Origin of the sequence: Clostridium sp. CM74B_53 (assembly GCF_036318045.1) — a bacterium.
In the GTDB taxonomy this organism is placed as follows: domain Bacteria; phylum Bacillota; class Clostridia; order Lachnospirales; family Lachnospiraceae; genus Pilosibacter.
Genome location: NZ_JAWQDE010000001.1, coordinates 273,515 through 292,707, shown reverse-complemented (window position 1 = coordinate 292,707; position 19,193 = coordinate 273,515). Strand labels below are relative to the sequence as shown.

16 protein-coding genes and 1 riboswitch are annotated in these 19,193 nt (G+C 49.0%); of the genes, 11 read left to right on the top strand and 5 right to left on the bottom strand.

What is annotated here, in order from left to right; all coding sequences use genetic code 11:
- The first annotated feature begins 26 nt into the window (after positions 1-26).
- A complete protein-coding gene (locus V2546_RS01275) occupies positions 27-338 on the top strand; it encodes a hypothetical protein (protein WP_346011282.1) in 312 nt (103 codons plus the stop codon).
- A gap of 330 nt (positions 339-668) precedes the next feature.
- Positions 669-2,318 (top strand): glycosyl hydrolase family 18 protein, encoded by a 1,650-nt coding sequence (locus tag V2546_RS01270; protein ID WP_329751344.1) that lies wholly within the window; start codon positions 669-671, stop codon positions 2,316-2,318.
- 26 nt (positions 2,319-2,344) lie between these two features.
- Here the strand turns inward: V2546_RS01270 and V2546_RS01265 are convergent, their stop codons facing one another.
- The 4 genes from V2546_RS01265 to V2546_RS01250 form a co-directional block, all read right to left on the bottom strand.
- Positions 2,345-3,136, bottom strand: a complete 792-nt coding sequence (locus V2546_RS01265; RefSeq protein ID WP_486463542.1) for a tyrosine-type recombinase/integrase — start codon at positions 3,134-3,136, stop codon at positions 2,345-2,347.
- 97 nt (positions 3,137-3,233) lie between these two features.
- The gene (locus tag V2546_RS01260; RefSeq protein ID WP_329751342.1) at positions 3,234-4,088 is read right to left on the bottom strand and encodes a tyrosine-type recombinase/integrase; all 855 of its coding nucleotides are present in this window, start codon (positions 4,086-4,088) and stop codon (positions 3,234-3,236) included.
- Between the two features lie 346 nt (positions 4,089-4,434).
- Positions 4,435-5,820 (bottom strand): amidohydrolase, encoded by a 1,386-nt coding sequence (locus V2546_RS01255; RefSeq protein ID WP_118606282.1) that lies wholly within the window; start codon positions 5,818-5,820, stop codon positions 4,435-4,437.
- Between the two features lie 149 nt (positions 5,821-5,969).
- On the bottom strand, positions 5,970-7,022 hold the full coding sequence (locus V2546_RS01250) for a beta-eliminating lyase-related protein (protein WP_329751341.1): 1,053 nt from the start codon (positions 7,020-7,022) through the stop codon (positions 5,970-5,972).
- A gap of 143 nt (positions 7,023-7,165) precedes the next feature.
- Here V2546_RS01250 and V2546_RS01245 point away from each other — a divergent pair, with 143 nt between their 5' ends.
- A complete protein-coding gene (locus V2546_RS01245) occupies positions 7,166-7,894 on the top strand; it encodes an N-acetylmuramoyl-L-alanine amidase (protein WP_346011283.1) in 729 nt (242 codons plus the stop codon).
- Between the two features lie 138 nt (positions 7,895-8,032).
- Here V2546_RS01245 and V2546_RS01240 read toward each other — a convergent pair whose 3' ends face one another.
- Entirely contained in the window at positions 8,033-9,343 is a 1,311-nt protein-coding gene (locus tag V2546_RS01240; RefSeq protein WP_118297297.1) for a M18 family aminopeptidase, read from the bottom strand.
- Between the two features lie 332 nt (positions 9,344-9,675).
- On the opposite strand from V2546_RS01240, the gene V2546_RS01235 reads away from it, so the two are divergent.
- From V2546_RS01235 to V2546_RS01200, 8 genes are all read left to right on the top strand, one after another.
- Positions 9,676-10,839 carry a polysaccharide deacetylase family protein gene (locus V2546_RS01235; protein WP_329751340.1) on the top strand — a complete coding sequence of 388 codons (1,164 nt, stop codon included), beginning with the start codon at positions 9,676-9,678 and terminating at the stop codon, positions 10,837-10,839.
- A 74-nt stretch (positions 10,840-10,913) separates the two neighbouring features.
- Positions 10,914-11,032, top strand: a riboswitch (FMN riboswitch).
- Positions 11,033-11,217: 185 nt separating this feature from the next.
- Complete coding sequence (locus V2546_RS01230; RefSeq protein WP_118533411.1) at positions 11,218-11,853, top strand: ECF transporter S component; 636 nt, start codon at positions 11,218-11,220, stop codon at positions 11,851-11,853.
- Between the two features lie 67 nt (positions 11,854-11,920).
- A complete protein-coding gene (locus V2546_RS01225; protein WP_118321883.1) occupies positions 11,921-12,730 on the top strand; it encodes a creatininase family protein in 810 nt (269 codons plus the stop codon).
- Between the two features lie 369 nt (positions 12,731-13,099).
- On the top strand, positions 13,100-14,170 hold the full coding sequence (locus V2546_RS01220) for an L-threonylcarbamoyladenylate synthase (protein WP_118533413.1): 1,071 nt from the start codon (positions 13,100-13,102) through the stop codon (positions 14,168-14,170).
- Positions 14,171-14,233: 63 nt separating this feature from the next.
- A complete protein-coding gene (locus tag V2546_RS01215; protein WP_118297292.1) occupies positions 14,234-14,722 on the top strand; it encodes a deoxycytidylate deaminase in 489 nt (162 codons plus the stop codon).
- Positions 14,723-14,733: 11 nt separating this feature from the next.
- The gene (locus V2546_RS01210) at positions 14,734-16,647 is read left to right on the top strand and encodes a B12-binding domain-containing radical SAM protein (protein WP_329751339.1); all 1,914 of its coding nucleotides are present in this window, start codon (positions 14,734-14,736) and stop codon (positions 16,645-16,647) included.
- The gene (locus V2546_RS01205; RefSeq protein WP_486463541.1) at positions 16,632-17,375 is read left to right on the top strand and encodes a 3'-5' exonuclease; all 744 of its coding nucleotides are present in this window, start codon (positions 16,632-16,634) and stop codon (positions 17,373-17,375) included. Before V2546_RS01210 ends, V2546_RS01205 begins: the two co-directional genes overlap by 16 nt.
- Positions 17,376-17,651: 276 nt before the next feature.
- Positions 17,652-19,172 carry a VanW family protein gene (locus V2546_RS01200; RefSeq protein WP_329751338.1) on the top strand — a complete coding sequence of 507 codons (1,521 nt, stop codon included), beginning with the start codon at positions 17,652-17,654 and terminating at the stop codon, positions 19,170-19,172.
- The last annotated feature ends 21 nt before the right edge of the window (positions 19,173-19,193 follow it).

Below are 19,193 nucleotides of genomic sequence, written 5' to 3'. Positions count from 1 at the left end.
GCGATATGAAAAAGGGAAAGGTATATATGAGTATGGAAACAGTAAATGGAACGTATGGATCAGAAGAGCAGAAGACCGAGGAGATGACTCGCTACCTGAACGGACTTAAGAGGTACACGGAAAAAGGGATCCCGATCTACATGGATGGAAAGCTTTCCGGTCAGAGAGAGTGGGAAAAGCTGTTTGAAGTGCGTGAGGACGGAATGTTCTACATGGGGGATTATGTGCAGGCAGAAGGAGGTGGATTAAAGGAGATCCGGTTTGATAAAGTATATCTGAGCGAAGCAGATATTTCAGAGACGAGAAATTCCGGACGGAGAAGAAGAACGAGAAGATAGAAAAAGTGTTGCCGCTCGCAGATGGAAAAACTGCCGGTTCCGGGTGAGGATCCTGGACAGACGCGAATAACGGAATACAGATTCAAAAAACAGGGGATCGTTCTGCCGGATGGTCCGTAAGATTGCTGACGGTAATTCGTTACAAAAAGTTAACAGACAGACATTTCGCGTTGTGGTATACTAAAACTATCCTTAAGATCCGGCAAAGTATACGTCCGTGTGTATTTTGCCGGATCATCCGTAATAAAATAACGATTCAGCATGTATACGTAGAGAGGCAGAAACAGATGCGGATCTTTGAAGAATAGCATGCGGAAAGAGTGATGACAAATGAAAAAAATAGTTCCTGTATTGACCGCTGTCAGTCTGATCATCCTGATCGCAGCCGGCTTTGTCGGATTCCGGGTACTGGAGCGGTATATGCCGACGAAAGAGCGGGCAGATCTTGCGGAAGTTTATCATGTATCCGGGGATGAGACGGCGATCATTTATAATTATGAACAGCAGGAGCAGACAGGAATCTATGAAAACGGTCAGACTTACCTGCCTATCTCGTGGGTAAATGACCATATCAATGAGCGTTTTTACTGGGACAGTATAGAAGATCTTCTTGTATATGCATTGCCGGATCAGATTGTCTATGCCGATGCGGAGACAAAGGGCTCCAATGGTGCGCCGCTGCTTCTTGTGAAGGATGAAGAAGTCTACCTGACTCTCGGTCTGATCGCGAACTACACGGATGTGCAGATCCAGGCTTTTGATTCCGGTGATGGAAAACGAGTCCTGATCGATGACTGGGGGGCGAGAAATGTAGCCCGCGTGAAGAAAAATACCAGTCTGAGGATAAAAGGCGGGGTCAAGAGCAAGATCGTAACGGATCTTGGCAGGGATGATACGGTGACGGTCATCGATACGATGGAAAAATGGTCGCGGGTCGCATCCCCGGACGGAAATGTCGGGTATGTAGAGAATAAGAGACTGTCTGATGTGGAAAGTCAGAAATTTTCCGGGAATTTTGAAGCACCTGTATACAAGAGTACCAGTATGAGTGGGAAGATCGTTCTCGGATGGCATCAGGTGACGACCCAGGATGGAAATAATAGCTTTGACAGCGTTGTGACAAAGACAAAAGGAATGAACGTGATCTCCCCGACATGGTTTTCCCTGACGGATAATAATGGAAATTACAAGTCGCTTGCGAGCAAAGATTATGTGGCGAAAGCCCATGCAAAAGGACTTCAGGTGTGGGCACTGATTGATAATTTCAGCGCAGATGTTCAGACAGAGACGCTGCTGGCGTCGACTTCCACACGGCGAAAACTGATCGACAGCCTGATCGCGGATGTAGAAAAATATGATCTGGACGGTCTGAATCTTGACTTCGAAAGCCTGAAAAAAGAAGCAGGTGTCCATTATATTGAATTTATCCGTGAATTGTCGATCCCGTGCAGACAGAAAGGGATCATCCTGTCGGTGGATAACTATGTTCCGGCCGGATATAACAGTTTTTATGATCTGAAAGAACAGGGGATCGTGGCAGATTATGTGATCATGATGGGATATGATGAGCACTTTGCAGGAGGTGAGGCGGGTTCTGTATCTTCTATCAATTATGTGAAGAACGGGATTGCCGGAATGCTGGAGAATGTTCCGAGAGAAAAACTGATAGGCGGAGTTCCGTTTTATACGAGACTTTGGACGGAAGCCGGAGATGGAACGATCACGTCCAAAGCGATGGGGATCGCAGAGGAAAAAAGATGGGTGGATAATAATCAGGTGGAGCTCACCTGGCAGGCAGATACTGCCCAGTATTATGGCGAGGTGCAGACAAGTGATGGAGCTCAGTTCCTCTGGATGGAAGAGGAGCGGTCTCTGAAAGAGAAGATGAACGTGATCCGACAGAATGATCTGGCAGGAGTCGCATGCTGGAAACTTGGCTTTGAAGATTCCGCTGCATGGGATTCAATCCAGTGGAACTGAGAAACTTTCGGAGGATCACACGGATCCTACCAGGTTACCATCTCATCCAGTAGAAGTTTTTGTTCTTTACTGGAACGTGTGAGGTAGATACGGGTGGTCTCAATGCTTTCATGTCCGAGAAGATCTGCCAACAGAGAAATATCGCCGCTTCTGGATAAAAAGTTTTTCGCGAAGCGATGGCGGAAAGAATGTGGGTATATGGTAGTGGGATCGATCCCGTACCGGATTGCATAATGTTTTAACTGGGAATGGATGCCTCTGGTCGTCACGGGGCGTCCATTTTTTCCAACAAAAAGAAAGCCGGAGGCAATGCCGCGGCGTTCGCACCATGTTTTTGCTTCCTGGCAGAGCAAATCTGGAATGTAGATGCGGCGGATTTTTCCTCCCTTGGAATAAAGATCAAGATATCCGCAGGCCAGATGCTCCACTTTGATCAGTACCAGTTCACTGACTCGGGCGCCGGTGGTTACCAGAAAACGGACAACAAAGTACCAGAAGTCATGATGCTCTGCCTTCAGCTTCGTCTGGAGAGCTTCACAGTCCTCGTTTGTGATGATAGAGTCCTGAAAGGTATCTCTGGGGGCTTTCACTGAATGAAGACGAAATCCGGCAAGTGCCGGATCAAGTGCAGGACACTCCTTTTCCAGAAACAGAAGAAACTGATTGATGGCAAAGATCCTTTGATTGATCGTGGCGGGACTATGATTGGAAATTAAAAAACTCCGGTATTTCCGGAGCTGGTCTTCGGATATGTACGATTCGATAGAGAAAAACTGACGGATCGCCCGCCCATACGCATTTTCGGTATTTTCCGACATGTTCTTTTTTCTTAAATATGATCTGAACGATTCTGCCAGGGTTTCCTGGTCTTTAGAAAGTTTTTTCATGCTTTTATCCTTTGAATTTGATGGTGGATTACCAGGTTACGATCTGATTGAAGAGATTTTGCTGTTCAATGCTGCTTTTGTGAAGATAGATGCGGGTGGTCTCGATACTTTCGTGACCCAGAATATCGGAGAGAAGTGCAATATCATTGCATCGTTCCACAAAATTTTTTGCGAACAGATGGCGGAAGGAATGCGGGTGAACAACGGATGGATCAAGATGATAGCGCAGAGCGAAAACTTTCAGCTGATCACGGATCCCGTTAGTACTGATAGGACGGCCAAAGCGGTTCAGGAACAGACTGCCTTTGAACCTGTTTTCGTTTTGCAGCCACATCAGACAGGTCTCCCGTACACTGTGGGGGAAATAAATACGTCGGATCTTGTTGCCTTTTGAATAAAGGTCGAGCTGACCACGCCGGATATCCTCTATCTGGATCTGAACAAGTTCACTGATCCGGACCCCGGTGGCAGCCATGATCCGCACTGCAAGGTAATAATTGGTCTTTCCGTCGCGGATCAGGCATTTTTTCAGATATTCATAATCAGCCTGACTGATCACATTCTCGAGAAATGGTCGCTGTTGGAGCCGTACCATGAGGAGTTTTGAAGCGGGGATCCCGAGAAATTCCATAAAACAGTTGATCGCCCGGATCCTCAGATTTACGGTGCGCGGTTTGTAACGCTCGATCAGATAACACTTATAGAGAAGCAGATTATCGTGGGTAACATCAGGATACAAAGAGAGAAACTGGCGAGCAGCATAGAGATAGGATCGGATCGTCTGATAAGCTTTTCCGCTTCGAAGAAGCCAGGGCTCAAAATCGGAGATTTTCTGACGGGATCCTTCTGAAAGAAGATTTACGGGAAGTGCGATCGTTCTCATAATATTACCATGCCTTTCTGTGAAAAATGATTTAGTTGTTATATAGTGTGCTGGCGGGAAAAGTTGTGTATTGCAGAGAAAAAAAGGATAAGAGAGAAAATGAGCAGGGAGTGGAAAGTGTTAATGAAAAAATCCGCCGGAGTCATCGAAAAATGCCTCCGACGGATTTTTATTTACGCGAACAACGAACCAAAGTCTGCGCTTGTGCGAGACCCTGGCGACTGCCGCGATAACAAGGGAAAACCCGCGAAGTGTGTTTTCTCTTGTTTCATTTGCGGAAAGAAGATTATCGCAAGTGATCGTACACGGTGCAGGAATGTGCACTGGCACTGAGGTCAGGAATGATCTAATTCTGGAAATCTATGGTCACGTTCCCTTTTTCATCATATTTGACTGCGTCCTTATCAAGAGTCAGTGCGTCGATCGCATCGAGGTATGCCTTGATGGATGGATACTGCGGTTTATAGTTTGCGATGATTTCCTTTGCTGCCTTTGCGTCATCGGAGAGCAGGGCATCTGCGAGGAAGAGTTCAACTTTTGCGGCATTCACGCACATCCGGTTCGGATCTGCGATCTGGAAATCGATGCCGTGAAGAGTACCGGTTCCTCCGCCTGCGGAAATCTGAACACCCGGCATTACACATGTGATATCGCCGAAATCGGAGGAGCCTGTGCTCCAGCCGTCATAGTCGAAGACAACCTTCTTTCTTCCGCAGAGTGCCACGCAGCAGTCTTCAGCCAGTTTCATAAATGCCGGATCATGATACTCCGGTGCATATCCCGGGCGGTCACTCAGCTCGACGCCTGCGCCCATAGCTAATGCGGCACCTGTCAGTGCACGGTTCATCTTGATATTTTCACGTTTGATCGCTTCCAGGGATTTTCCGCGAACATAGCTTTCGATCTTCATCTCATCCGGGATGATGTTTACAGCACAGTTTGCACCCATTAAGATCGGATGAAAACGGATGGTATCTTTTTCCTGGAAGGTTTCGCGCAGGTCATTGCAGGCCTGCAGACCGAGCATAGCGGCATATTCTGCATTGACTCCCATATGAGGAGCTCCGCCGGCGTGAGCGGATTTTCCCTTGTAACGGATATTTTTCGCCATGCAGCCGTTCATTCCGAGCTGTGCGTGGAAGTCGAGATCCGTGTCTCCGTCCTCATTGACACCGGTTCCCTTTGTCATTCCGTGGACCATCATTGCCATATCGACACCGTCCAGGAGACCGCGGTACATGAACTCGGTCTTGCCGCCGTTGTATTTTATGATCCCTTTCTGGCGGAGCTCCTCGCGGAAGGCCAGCTGGATCATTTCCTCGGCCGGTACAGCGACGAGACGGATCGATCCGCATAAACCGTCCAGCGCGTGCGGCTGCTTTAATGCGGCAGCGATACCTAAAAGGGCAGCAGACTGTGCATTGTGTCCGCAGCAGTGTGTCATGCCGTTTACGGACTCCGGATGATTGGCGATGTCGAGTGCATCAAGTTCGCCAAAGATCGCAACCTTCGGACCAGGTTTCCCGGTCTCCACATCGGTGTAGAATCCCGGAATATTCCCGGCTTTTACAAGTGTGTATCCAAGTGCCTCATATTTTTCTACAAGATAGTCATGGGCCTGCCATTCGGTGTAACCGGTCTGCGGATGTGCCCAGATCCAGCGCTCTGCGTCGAGAATGAGCTGTCTTACAGTGTCTACGTTGTTTACGATCAGTTGTTGTCTGTCTGTCATGGGAAATACCTCCTGAGTATGTAATATTGAAGGAAAACGGTCACAGATCGGGATGCGAAACCGTTCCTGAATGTAAAATATCGGAAAAACCCGGTCATAGTGCGCGGTGGGAAATATCCGGGTATTGGAACGCCGGAAGATGCCTCCTGCTAAGCACGTGTCTGTTTTAAAAGTGTGATCAGTGCATCGGTGTGTTCCTTTGTGGTTGCCCAGCTTGTGGCGATCCGGATCACTGTGTGCGTATCATCGTATTTTTCCCAGAAACTGAATTCTGCGGATCCTTCAAGGTCGTGGAGGATTTCGTCCTCCAGAATGATAAAGATCTGGTTTGTCGGAGTCTCAAGGAAAAACTGATAACCATTTTCTTTTAATACGTTTTTGATCGAGTCTGCATAGTTGAGAGCAGATTCACCGATATGAAGATAGAGATCATCGGTAAACAGGACATCAAACTGGATCCCCAGGATACGGCCTTTTGCGAACAGGGCACCGTGCTGTTTAACGATCGTAAAAAAATGCGGGATCAGTGCCGGATCGGGGATCACGACAGCTTCGCCAAAGAGAGCACCGCATTTTGTCCCACCGATGTAGAAGACATCGCAGAGTCTTGCGAGATCTTTTAATGAAATGGTATTTTCCGGAGCAGCCAGTGCATATGCCAGTCTTGCACCGTCCACATAAAGCGGAAGATGGTATCTGCGGCAGGCCTCGCTGAGAGCAGTCAGTTCTTCCAGGGAATACAGCGTCCCGTATTCAGTCGGCTGTGAGATATAGACCATGCCGGGCATGACCATGTGCTCATGGTTTTCATCGGATAAGAAGGTATCCATATAAGAGGAGATCTGTGTGGCTGAGATCTTTCCGTATGTATGGGGCAGCGGGAGAACCTTATGTCCGCCAAACTCGATAGCGCCGGCCTCATGGACCGCAATATGTCCGGTCTCCGCACAAAGGACTCCCTGATAGGAACGTAGAAGTGCATCGATTACCGTGGCATTTGTCTGGGTACCGCCGACGAGAAAGTAGACACCTGCATCCGGCGCATCGCAGGCTTTGCGGATCTTATCTCTCGCGGAGGCGGAAAACTCATCGAGACCGTATCCGGAGGTCTGCATCATATTTGTGGAGAGAAGTGCATCCATGATCAAAGGATGAGCCCCCTCCATGTAGTCACAGGTAAATTTTAGTTTTTCATTTGCCATGTCATAAACCTGACCTTTCGCGTTGTCTGACTCTATTATACAGATGACATATTGATGTGTCAATGCAGGAAAGTAAGGGAAAGAATCTGAAAACAGGGACCTCTGGATCACACATAATTCGATGAGGGAGAAAATAGAGTGTTATGAAAAACAAAACTTTGGGAGAACAGTGCATGAAGCGGAATCTGATAGAGCCGGTTCTTGGTTTCTGCCTGCTTGGAATAGTGATCCTGGCAGTAAAATATGGGAGCATTCATGTGACAGGGAGCACCGATGCCTACATAAAAGAGATGCCGGTGGTAGTGATTGATGCCGGACATGGAGGAACAGATCCGGGGAAAGTCGGTGTTGACGGAAGCCTGGAGAAAGACATCAACCTGGCTGTTGCAAAACGGTTAAAAACATATTTAGAGCAGGATGATATCAGGGTTATCATGACAAGGGAAACGGATACAGGACTTTATTCAGATACGGATAGCCGGAAAAAAATGGCAGATATGAAAAAAAGGTGCGAGATCATTGAAGAGAGCGGCGCGGATCTTGTGGTCAGCATCCATCAGAACAGTTATCATGAAGAATCCGTGTCCGGCGGCCAGGTATTTTATTACCGGGATTCAGCAAAAGGCAAAGCGCTGGCGGAAATCCTGCAGAAAAGGTTCAGCTATGTCCTTGGAGAACAGAACCGGAGACTTCCGAAGGCAAATGGCAATTATTATCTTCTTCTGCATGTGAAATGTCCGATCGTGATCGTGGAGTGCGGGTTTCTGAGCAACCGAAAGGAAGCAGGACTTTTGAACAGCGGGGAATATCAGGATAAGCTGGCATATACGATCCATATGGGAGTGGCGGAGTATCTGAATGGCAGAAAATGATCATGGGAAACTGCACAAATAGTGAAATACTGATCAGGACGAAAATATGAAAAGGAACATTTCCGGCGTGCCTCTGCATTGGAAGGATAAAAAACCGCCGGAAATGCGAGAATTTCCGGCGGAGCATTTTTATAAAAATTATTCGAGTACGAGTGTACCGTCACCTTCGGCGCGGATCGCAGATTTGAAGAACTCTTCAAATGCCTTTTCCATGTAAGCCATATCCTTGGAACCGGCAGTCTCATACGGAGAGTGCATCGCTAACTGCGGAAGTCCGATATCCACTGTGTTTAAGGAAACCTGTGCATTGGAGATGTTTCCGAGAGTGGAACCGCCGAGAATATCGGAACGATTTAAGAACTCCTGATACGGAACACCTGCGCGCTCGCAGAGGCAGCGCATAACTGCAGCGGAAACAGCGTCTGTTGTGTATTTCTGGTTTGCACTGTGTTTGATCACAAGACCGCCGTTTAAGTATGTGCGGTTTGTCGGGTCTGTCTTATCCGCGTAGTTCGGATGTACAGCATGTCCGTTATCCGCAGATACCATGAAGCTGGAAGCAAGGGAAGTGAGATACTCTTCTTCTGTTCTTCCAAGGCTGCGGTTAATGCGGCGAAGGATGTCATAAAGGAATGTGGAGCCGGCGCCCTGTTTTGTGCCGCTTCCAACTTCCTCATTATCAAATACGGCAACGACCGGAATGCAGCGGTCGCTCTCACTGTTTAACAGAGCCATCGTGGATGTGAATGCACACTGAAGGTCGTCAAGACGCGGAGCGGAGATGAACTCGCCGTCGCAGCCCCAGATCGTACCTTCCATGCGGTTGTAGAGGAAAAGATCCATTCCCTTGATCTGATCAACGGAAACACCGGCTTCCTCGGCGATCATTTCTTTAAATGCCTTGCCGGAATTGCTCATACGGTATAACGGGAGCATGTCCTTCTGGATGTTGTATTTATAACCGTCGTTTACTTCCCTGTTCATGTGGATCGCGAGGTTCGGGATCATGAGAAGATCGCGGTCAACATTGATCAGCTTTGTTGTGAGACGATTACCATCTTTTACGATGATACGGCCTGCAACGGAGAGTGGTCTGTCAAACCACGGAGCGCAGAGCATTCCGCCGTATTTTTCAACATTTAATTTTACATACTGGTTTTCAACATTCATCTCGGAGGACTCTTTGATCTTTAAAGTCGGGGAGTCGCTGTGGCTTGCCGCGATATGGAAGCCTGAATAATCTTTGCGGGATACCTTGAATGCGATGATCGCGGACTGGTTGCGGGTTACAAAATATTTGCCGCCCTCAGCAAGGTTCCAGGTATTTCCCTCAGCGAGGCACTCAAAGCCTGCTTCAGTCAGGTAGTTTGCCAGCTCATGAACAGCATGGAAACCAGTCGGACTCTTTTTGATAAAAGAAAATAATTCTTCGTTCAGATTCTGAATCATGTTTTTGTTACTCCTTTCGATAATAACCCCTGTAAGTCATACTATCTTATTATACAGGAAAAATACGGGATAGGCAAGTTTGCGCTATGCTGTGCGCAAGTGATGAAACAGGCGGGTACCGTTTTACAGCAGCTGACAGCCGTGTTCGCTATATCGAAAAACCAATTCGAAATAGCCCCGTTCCTGTAACTGTGACGGTGTGAATAGTTAAATTCTGACGATTTTATGAAGATTGAGAAAAAACGCGGAAAAGATACCTTTATTTGTATTTTCATGTTAGAATATGGAAATAGGAAATATGGTGAAAAGCACCAGAGAAACGAGGGGAACAAATGGATTGGAAAAAAATCAGACGGGCAATCTGTGGGGCAGCTGCGGCCGTCGCTGTATGCTTTACGGCAGCAGGAATGAACACAAAACCGGTATATGCGGCAGATATGGGAGCTGTGTACGGAATATTTGAGCATGGAGTCGGCTGGAGCGCATACCACGGAGACCAGACGGCGGAACGTGCCGGAAACGGGACTTATGTGACGGCGATCCGGGCGAGTCTTTCCGGACAGCCGGAGGGAATGAGCGGAACACTTTCTTATCAGGTAAATTTAAGCGGTTCCGGCTGGCTTTCCTGGCAGGAAAATATGGCGGAGACCGGAACGATCGAGACGGGGATGCCGCTCGAGGCGATCCGGATGGAGCTCACAGGGCAGTTAAAAGATCATTATGATGTTTATTACTCAGTATTCCAGAATGGGTCATGGACAGCTCCGGTAAAAAATGGTGAGACTGCCGGAACAGAAGGACAGGGACTTCGCGTGGACGGAATCTGGGTTACTGTGACAGAAAAAGATGCAGCAGCTCCGGAGGGACCGAAGAATGGAGGAATTGATCCAACAAGACCGATGGTGGCGCTGACTTTCGATGACGGACCATCCAAATATACAGAGCGTATTCTGAATTCGCTGGAGGCGAATGGCGGAAGAGCAACGTTCTTTATGGTTGGAAATCGTGTGGCTTCTTATGCATCCACGGTAAAGCGCATGTCGGATCTCGGATGTGAGACGAACAGCCATACCTGGGCGCATACATATCTCACAAATATGTCCGAAGGTCAGATCTTGCAGAGCTTAAACCAGACCCGTGATGCGATCGTTGCAGCAGGCGGAAATGCACCGAAAGGAGTTCGCCCGCCGGGAGGAAAGATCAATGATGCGAGCAAAGCAGTTCTTGCGAAGGCAGGAATGCCGTCGATCGTATGGTCGGTAGATACTCTGGACTGGAAGACGAGAAATGCCCAGAAGACGATCGATACCGTTTTAAGCCAGGTCAAAGATGGAGATATCGTTTTGATGCATGATCTCTATGAGCAGAGCGCGATCGCAGCGGAGACGCTGATCCCGGAGCTTACAAAGAGAGGTTACCAGCTCGTGACTGTCAGCGAGATGGCGGAGCTTCGCGGCGGAATGGCAGCAGGACATTCCTATGGACATTTCCGCTAAGGGGGAACTTGCACGGATAAAAAATGATTGCACAGCAAATAAAAATGTGATATTCTGTTATCGAACAAATAAATATCGTTCTTCGGGGCGGGGTGAAATTCCCCACCGGCGGTATAGTCCGCGACCTGCGCTGAGCAGCTGATTTGGTGAAATTCCAAAACCGACAGTATAGTCTGGATGAGAGAAGAAATTGTATGACAGGAATAGTAGATACAGGTCCCGGACTTTTTTAATTGTCCGGGATCTTTTTTGTATAACAACGAGAACGTGCCGGGGCACATTCCGATGAATTTTTTCCTGCACAGCAATTCCTTGTTACGATACCGTGTCCCTATCCGGTATTTCTGCAGAAGAACAACACGTACAAGGAGGATCATTATGAACCAGAACAAAGTATTAAGTGTCAGAAACATCGTGCTGATCGCCATGTTCAGCGCACTCGCAGCCGTATTGGAGACGATCCAGGTGGCAGTTCCGTTTGCACCGCCGTTTTATAAACTGGATTTCGCAGAGCTCCCGGTACTGATCGGTGGTTTCGCCATGGGACCGGCACAGGCGGCACTCATTGCGATCGTGAAGAATCTTTTAAAACTGCTCTTAAACGGAACAAGCACTTACTATGTCGGTGAGCTTGGAAACATCATCGGAAGCTGTATGTTCTCCGTGCCGGCAGCTCTGATCTACCGCAGACATAAGACGAAAAAGACAGCGATGATCGCTCTTGTTGTCGGTGTATTCTGTGCAGTTATCGGTGCAGTATTTGTAAACTGTGCGATCACTCTTCCGTTCTACGCAAAAGTTGCTTTCGGCGGAATCGAGAATATCATCGCGATGGGAACAAAGATCAACCCGGCGATCACAAACCTTTACACATTCGCTCTTTTCGCAATCATCCCGTTTAACATTGTAAAATGCGGACTGAATGCGATCGTGACGGCGCTTGTATACAAGCATGTCAGTGCGATCATTCATTCCGGGATCCACAGAGAGAAGAAAACTGAAACGATTCAGTAGGTCTGCGCATTTACTGCGCTGACTGTAAGAAAACATTGGTTTGAAGGCACTGAATGGAGAAAAAACAATGGTAAGGTACTATAATGAACTGACAAGACTGGAAATGGAACAGGTCGATAAAGATGAGACGGTAGTCATGATCCCGGTAGGGGCATTGGAGCAGCATGGAAACCAGTGTCCGCTTGGCACGGACGAGATCATTGCAGAGGGAACAGCGAGACGGATCAAGGAAGCGCTGGACCGGGAGATCCCGGACTATCCGATGCTCATTTTCCCGCTGATTCCGGTGGGACTCAGCACGGAACACATCAATTTCTGCGGCTCCGTGACATTGAAACCGGACACATTCTACCACGTTTTGTATGACATCTGCAAAGGGCTGGCTCATCATGGTTTTAAAAAGATCGCGATCTTAAACTGCCACGGCGGAAATTCTCCGATCATCCAGGTGCTGAGCAGAGAACTTCGAAGTGAGCTTGGAATTGCCGTATTTATCATCAACTGCGGTGCATTTTTTGGCAATCAGGCGGTGAAAGATACTGTGACACCTGGAAATGTCTGGGATTTCCATGGAGGAGAGATGGAGACATCGATGGTCCTCGCGGAACGGCCGGAGACGGTAAAACTGGAGACCTCTGAGGCGGGGATCCCGAAGAAATTTATGGGAAACAAGACGTTCACTGTTTACGGACCGATCACACTCGGCTGGGTATCGGAAGAGTGGGAAACCGAGGATGGAAAGCCGATCGGGATCGGCGGAGACCCGAGCGGGGCAACGGCAGAGAAAGGCAATCAGATCTACGACAGTTTTGTGGAGTCGATCCTTTCCGGACTGAAAGAGATAAGAAGATGGAAGGATGTTACTTTTCACGGATAGGAATTTTCTGAACTGAAAATTCCGTATGATACCGTTATGGTCGCGGATTTTGCCGATTTGGAATGCGAAGCATCGGTAAAATCCTGTTACAGTGCGCGGGCATGGAGTGCCCGTGTACTGTAACGGAAAGATTGACGGAGAGCCAGTAAATCCGCCGGAAATCTGTTGCAACCATAACATCCATGTGCTAAACTGAATACGCAATTAAACAAAGTAAGGTGCTGCGTTTTGTGCAGCACCTTTATCATTAGAAAAAACTGGGATCATGCAGAAATACTGCGAATTTCAAGGCGCAGGGCAGTTCTGAGAGCGTGGGGAAAGAGACTCCGGCTCCAAACATTATTGATAAGAGAATCGAGAGTGCATAATATGAATACAAAAGTAGTTCGCATCAGAGAAGAAGAAAAGACAAGAGAAGCACTGGAAAAAAATCCGGGGCTTCTGGAGGCGGCAGAGATCTTAAGAAACGGCGGTCTTGTAGCATTTCCAACCGAGACTGTTTACGGTCTCGGCGCGAATGCGTTAAATGAGGAAGCGGCAAAGAAAATCTATGCGGCAAAAGGACGTCCATCCGACAATCCGCTGATCGCCCATATTTCCTGTATGGAGGAACTCCCGGCGATCGTAAAGGAAATCCCGGAAGCCGGGCGGAAACTGGCGGAAAAATACTGGCCGGGCCCGCTGACCATGATCTTTCCGAAAAAAGACATTGTGCCTTACGGAACGACCGGCGGTCTTGACACCGTTGCGGTCCGCATGCCGTCTGACCCGGTGGCAAACTGCCTGATCCATCTGGCGGGAGTTCCGGTCGCGGCGCCGAGTGCCAATACATCCGGAAGACCGAGCCCGACAAAGGCGGAACATGTCATCGAAGATATGGACGGAAAGATCGAGATGGTGATCGACGGCGGTGCCGTCGGGATCGGCGTGGAGTCCACGATCGTGGATGTGTCGAGTGAGGTTCCGACACTTTTAAGACCGGGTGCGATCACGATCGAGATGCTCCGTGAGACACTGGGGCAGGTCGATATCGATCCGGTGATCCTGGGACCGGTGAGCGGAGATATTAAGCCGAAAGCGCCGGGAATGAAGTATCGCCATTATGCCCCGAAGGCGGACATGACGCTGGTTGAGGGCGATATGGACAAGGTCGTGGCTTATATCAATGAGCAGACAAAGAAGGCGGAGGCCGAGGGAAAGAAAGTCGGCATCATCTGCACCGAGGAGAGCCGGGATCTGTATCCGGATGGAAATCTTGAGGTGATCGGAAGCAGAGAACATGAGGAGACAGTTGCCCACAACCTGTTTGCGGTGCTGCGTGACTTTGATGCGCGCAAGGTAGACTGCATCTTCTCAGAGAGCTTTTCCAAGGACCAGCTTGGCCAGGCGATCATGAACCGCCTGTGCAAGGCAGCGGGATATCATATTATAAATGTGTAAAAATCCATGGAACAGTTACATCGTGATACAATAACAGATCATCACAGAGATGGAGGAGAAACCATGTCAGAGAAGAGAGACGGATATATTACCTGGGACGAATATTTCATGGGAGTTGCGAAGCTTTCCGCAATGCGATCCAAAGATCCGAATACGCAGGTAGGTGCCTGCATCGTGAGTCAGGACAATAAGATCCTGTCCATGGGCTACAACGGATTTCCGAAAGGCTGTTCCGATGATGAATTCCCGTGGGATAAGATGGATGAGGACCCGTACAACAGAAAGTATTTCTATGTGACGCACAGTGAACTGAACGCGATCTTAAATTACCGCGGCGGCAGTCTGGAAGGAAGCAAACTCTATGTGACCCTGTTCCCGTGCAATGAGTGTGCGAAAGCGATCATCCAGGCCGGTATCCAGACGATCGTTTACGAGAGCGACAAGTACGCGAACGATGCGTCCACACGGGCGTCCAAGAGAATGTTAAATGCAGCTGGCGTGCGGTATTATCAGTATAACCCGACAGGACGCAAGATTGAGTACCGGGTATAACGGAGGAATCAATGAAATTTTTGCTGGCGGCGATCAACGCCAAATATATCCACTCAAATCCTGGTGTATACAGTCTGCGCGCGTTTGCGCGGACAAAGATCCCGGGAGCGGATATCGAGATCGGAGAATATACCATCAACCATCAGATGGATTTAATTTTACAGGATATCTACAGGAGAAAGCCGGATTTTATCGGCTTTTCCTGCTATATATGGAACATTTCCTATATCATGGAGATCGTCCGGGACGTAAAGAAAGTGCTGCCGGAGGCGGAGATCTGGCTTGGCGGTCCGGAGGTGTCCTATGATGCGAAAAAAGTGCTGACGCGTGAGCCGGATGTTCGCGGTATCATGCGCGGGGAAGGCGAGCTGACGTTCACAGAGCTTGTGCGTGCTTATCTTCAGAGAGAAAAAACGTCCGTACCGGACGGATATACAGGTGAAAGCTTTAGGGGACAGGCAAAGGAGAAAACTTCCGGCTGTGCGGAAAATACCCGGATGCCGGAGAATGCCGAAGGAGAAAATGCGCATTCAGATCGTCTGGACTTAAGTCAGATTCCGGGAATTACTTATCGCGCAGCAAATGGCGAGATCGAGGGACATGGTCCGCAGCGTCTTCTCAGTCTCGATGAGATCCCATTCTACTATGATGATATGGCAGGATTCGAGAACAGGATCGTCTACTATGAGAGCAGCCGCGGGTGTCCGTTTTCCTGCAGTTACTGTCTTTCTTCCATCGATAAGACGGTGCGCTTCCGGAGTCTCGATCTGGTACTCCCGGAACTGCAGTTTTTCCTGGACCATAAGGTCCCTCAGGTCAAGTTTGTGGACCGCACCTTCAACTGCAAAAGAGAACACACGCTGGGGATCTGGCGGTACCTTGTGGAGCATGATAACGGGGTCACGAACTTCCACTTCGAGGTTTCCGCGGATATATTTGACGAGGAGGAGCTGGAACTGATCGGAAAGATGCGCCCGGGTCTGATCCAGCTGGAGATCGGTGTCCAGTCTACAAATCCGGACACGATCCGGGAGATCCACAGGCACATGGATCTGGTAAAACTGAAACGGGCGGTGGACCGTGTTTACGATTACCGGAATACCCACCAGCACCTTGATCTGATCGCGGGACTTCCCTATGAGAACTATGAATCGTTTATGCGCTCATTTGACGACGTTTACCGGATGCGTCCGGATCAGCTCCAGATGGGGTTCTTAAAGGTGTTAAAAGGATCCTACATGGAGGAGCAGGTTGCGGCATATGATCTGAAATACCGGGGAATCCCGCCATATGAAGTGCTTTCCACAAAGTGGCTTCCTTACAGCGATGTGATCCGTCTGAAAGGCGTGGAGGACATGGTCGAGGTCTACTATAACAGCGGCCAGTTCCCGGCGACGATGAAGCTGCTGGAGAAAAGATTCCAGAGACCATCGGAGATTTTTGTGAATCTGGCGGAATACTATGAGAAGAACGGCCTTACCGGGATCAGCCACAGCAGACTGGCCAGGTATGAGATCCTGTACCGGTTCCTGGAAGAGGATATGAGGGAAGAAGAGCGGGATCATGTTACGGCTGCAAAGGTCCCGGAAACCGGACAGCCGTCCTTAGCGGACTTCCGTGACAGTTTAATGTATGACCTCTATGTCCGCGAAAACATCAAGAGCCGTCCGTCCTTTGCCAGCGACCAGTCTCCGTACAAAAAGGAAGTCCGCGAATTCTTCATGGCGGAGGAAGAAAATCCAAAATGGCTCACGGATTACGCTGGCTTTGATTCGAGGCAGATGGCGAAAATGGCTCATCTGGAACATATGGAAGATGGGACGTTTGTACTGTTTGATTATAAAAAGCGGGATCCGCTGTCTGGGAATGCGGGAGCGGTGCGTTTTGTATACAAGGATGGAGAAGAGACATGGCAGATGAAATGATAAATTCTTATGTCGCACTGGATCTTGAGACGACAGGGATCGGTGCACGCCATGAAAAGATCACGGAGATCGGTATGGTGAAGGTGATAGATGGCGAGGCAGTGGACACCTATCATACGATGGTAAACCCGCACCGGGAGATCCCGGGGAGGATCGTGGAGCTGACGGGGATCACGGATGATATGGTGAAGGATGCACCGGGGATCGATGAGATCCTGGATGAGGTCTTAAACTTCACGGAAGATCTCCCGCTCCTTGGTCATCAGATCATTTTCGACTACGGTTTCCTTGTTCAGGCTGCGGTAAACCAGAAGCGGAAATTCGAGAAATATGGGGTTGATACGCTGAAGCTCTGCCGCTATCTGATGCCGGGAGCGGAAAAGAAAAATCTGGGTGCTGCCTGCGCATATTTTGGCGTTCATCAGGACACGGCACACCGTGCGCTTTCCGACGCTTATGCCGCCCATGATCTCTACCAGGAATTAAAAAGAAGGTTCGGAAAAGAGCGCCCGGAACTCTTCACCGCAAAAATGCTGCAATATAAGGCAAAAAAGGAACGGACGGCGTCTAAAAGGCAAAAAGAACACTTGCAGGATTTACTAAAATATCATAGAATAGACATAACTGTCGAGATCGATCACATGTCCGGAAATGAAATCTCCCGGATGATCGACAAGATCATTTTCCAGTATGGAAGAATACCGGAAAATGCGAAAAAACAGGGATAGATTTCGGGAACGCTGGAAGAATGACTATTAAACGGCATGACAGCTGATGAGAGCTGTGAGATGCGGACCGGAATGGAAAGCAAGAAGAGGTGAATGGTTTGTTTAACATGAATAATAAAAAAACAAGAAAGATTTTCTCTACCATCGTGATCGTGCTGGTCGTACTTGCAATGGTAGTGCCGATGATTCTCGGTTCCCTTCTTTCTATCTTTTAATATGATGAGAAAAGACCTGGGATATATCAGGCAGCAGAAAGATATCAGCGAGGAAAAAAGAATGAAAAAAAATGTGTGGATCGCAGGTGTGACGGCGTTACTGAGCGCCGGACTTGTCTGGATCGCCCCGGTTTCCACACTGGCAGATGAGCGGATCCCGGATGGGGTCACCGTTGGAGCCGTCAGCCTTTCCGGACTTACGGAAGCGGAAGCCGAAAAGCAGATCGAAAGTTATGTAAATGAAAAACTAAATCAGGATATCACACTTGTGGTAAATGGCGCGGAGGCGAAATCCGATGCGAAGACGCTTGGCGTTGCCTGGGATAATCAGGATGAGGTGGCGAAAGCGATCCAGGGGACAGAGCTGAAGGGAAATCTTGTAAAAAGGTATATGAAAAAGAAAGACCTTGAGGTAAATCCGCTGAAGATCGAGCTGGATCTCTCAGTGGATCAGGATAAGATCTCTTCTTTCGTATCCGCGAACTGTGATTCTGCGGTGGCGGATGCTGTCGACGCAACGATCACGAGAAAGAACGGAAAGTTTGAGATCACACCTTCAAAAGAAGGTGTGACAGTAGATATGGACGCAACGAGAGCGGCCCTTAATGAGGCGCTGAACAGTGAGGACACAGGCGCGATCCGTGTGGAGGCGTCCGTTACTGTGGATAAGCCGAAGGTGACGGAGGAAGATCTCGCAACGATCAAGGATGTTCTCGGAACTTTTTCCACGAGCTTTGCGACCAGCGGTGCTTCCCGATCCACAAACCTTGCAGTAGGTTCGGGAAAGATCAACGGACATGTGCTGATGCCGGGAGAGGTTCTTTCCGGGTATGAGTGTATGCATCCGTTCACACTGGAAAACGGATATAAGACGGCGACTGCTTATGAGAATGGCCGGTCTGTTGACAGTATCGGCGGCGGTGTCTGCCAGATCTCTACAACTCTCTACAACGCGGCTTTATACGCGGAGCTGGAGATCGTTCAGCGCCAGAATCATTCCATGTCGGTCAGCTATGTAAAACCGTCTATGGATGCGGCGATTGCCGGAACTTACAAAGACCTGAAGGTGAAGAATCCTTATGATACCCCGATCTATATCGAGGGATACACACAGGGAAAGACACTGACGTTCATGATCTACGGAAAAGAGACGAGACCGTCGAACCGCACTCTGGCATTTGAGTCAGAGACACTTCAGACTGTGCCGTCACCAACCCAGGAGATCCAGGATCCGAGCCTTCCGGCCGGAAAGCGCGTGAAAGTGGAATCCGGGCATACGGGATTAAAGTCGAAATTATATAAGTGCGTATATGTGGATGGACAGCTGCAGGAACGTACCCTGTTGAACTCTGACACATACAATGCGTCAAAAACAGTTTACCGTGTAGGAACGGGAGCTGCTGAGACAGCAGCACCGGCACCGACCGAGACGGCAGCGCCAACTGAGACGGCAGCGCCGACCGAGACAGGGGCGCCGGCACCGGTTGAGACAGAGGCGCCGGAAACACAGGCACCTGCTGAAACTGCCGGACTGCAGCCGGGCGAAAATTATGGCCCTGGAATGGGTGAGAACGCGGCTTAGGCCGCATAGAAGAGAGACCGG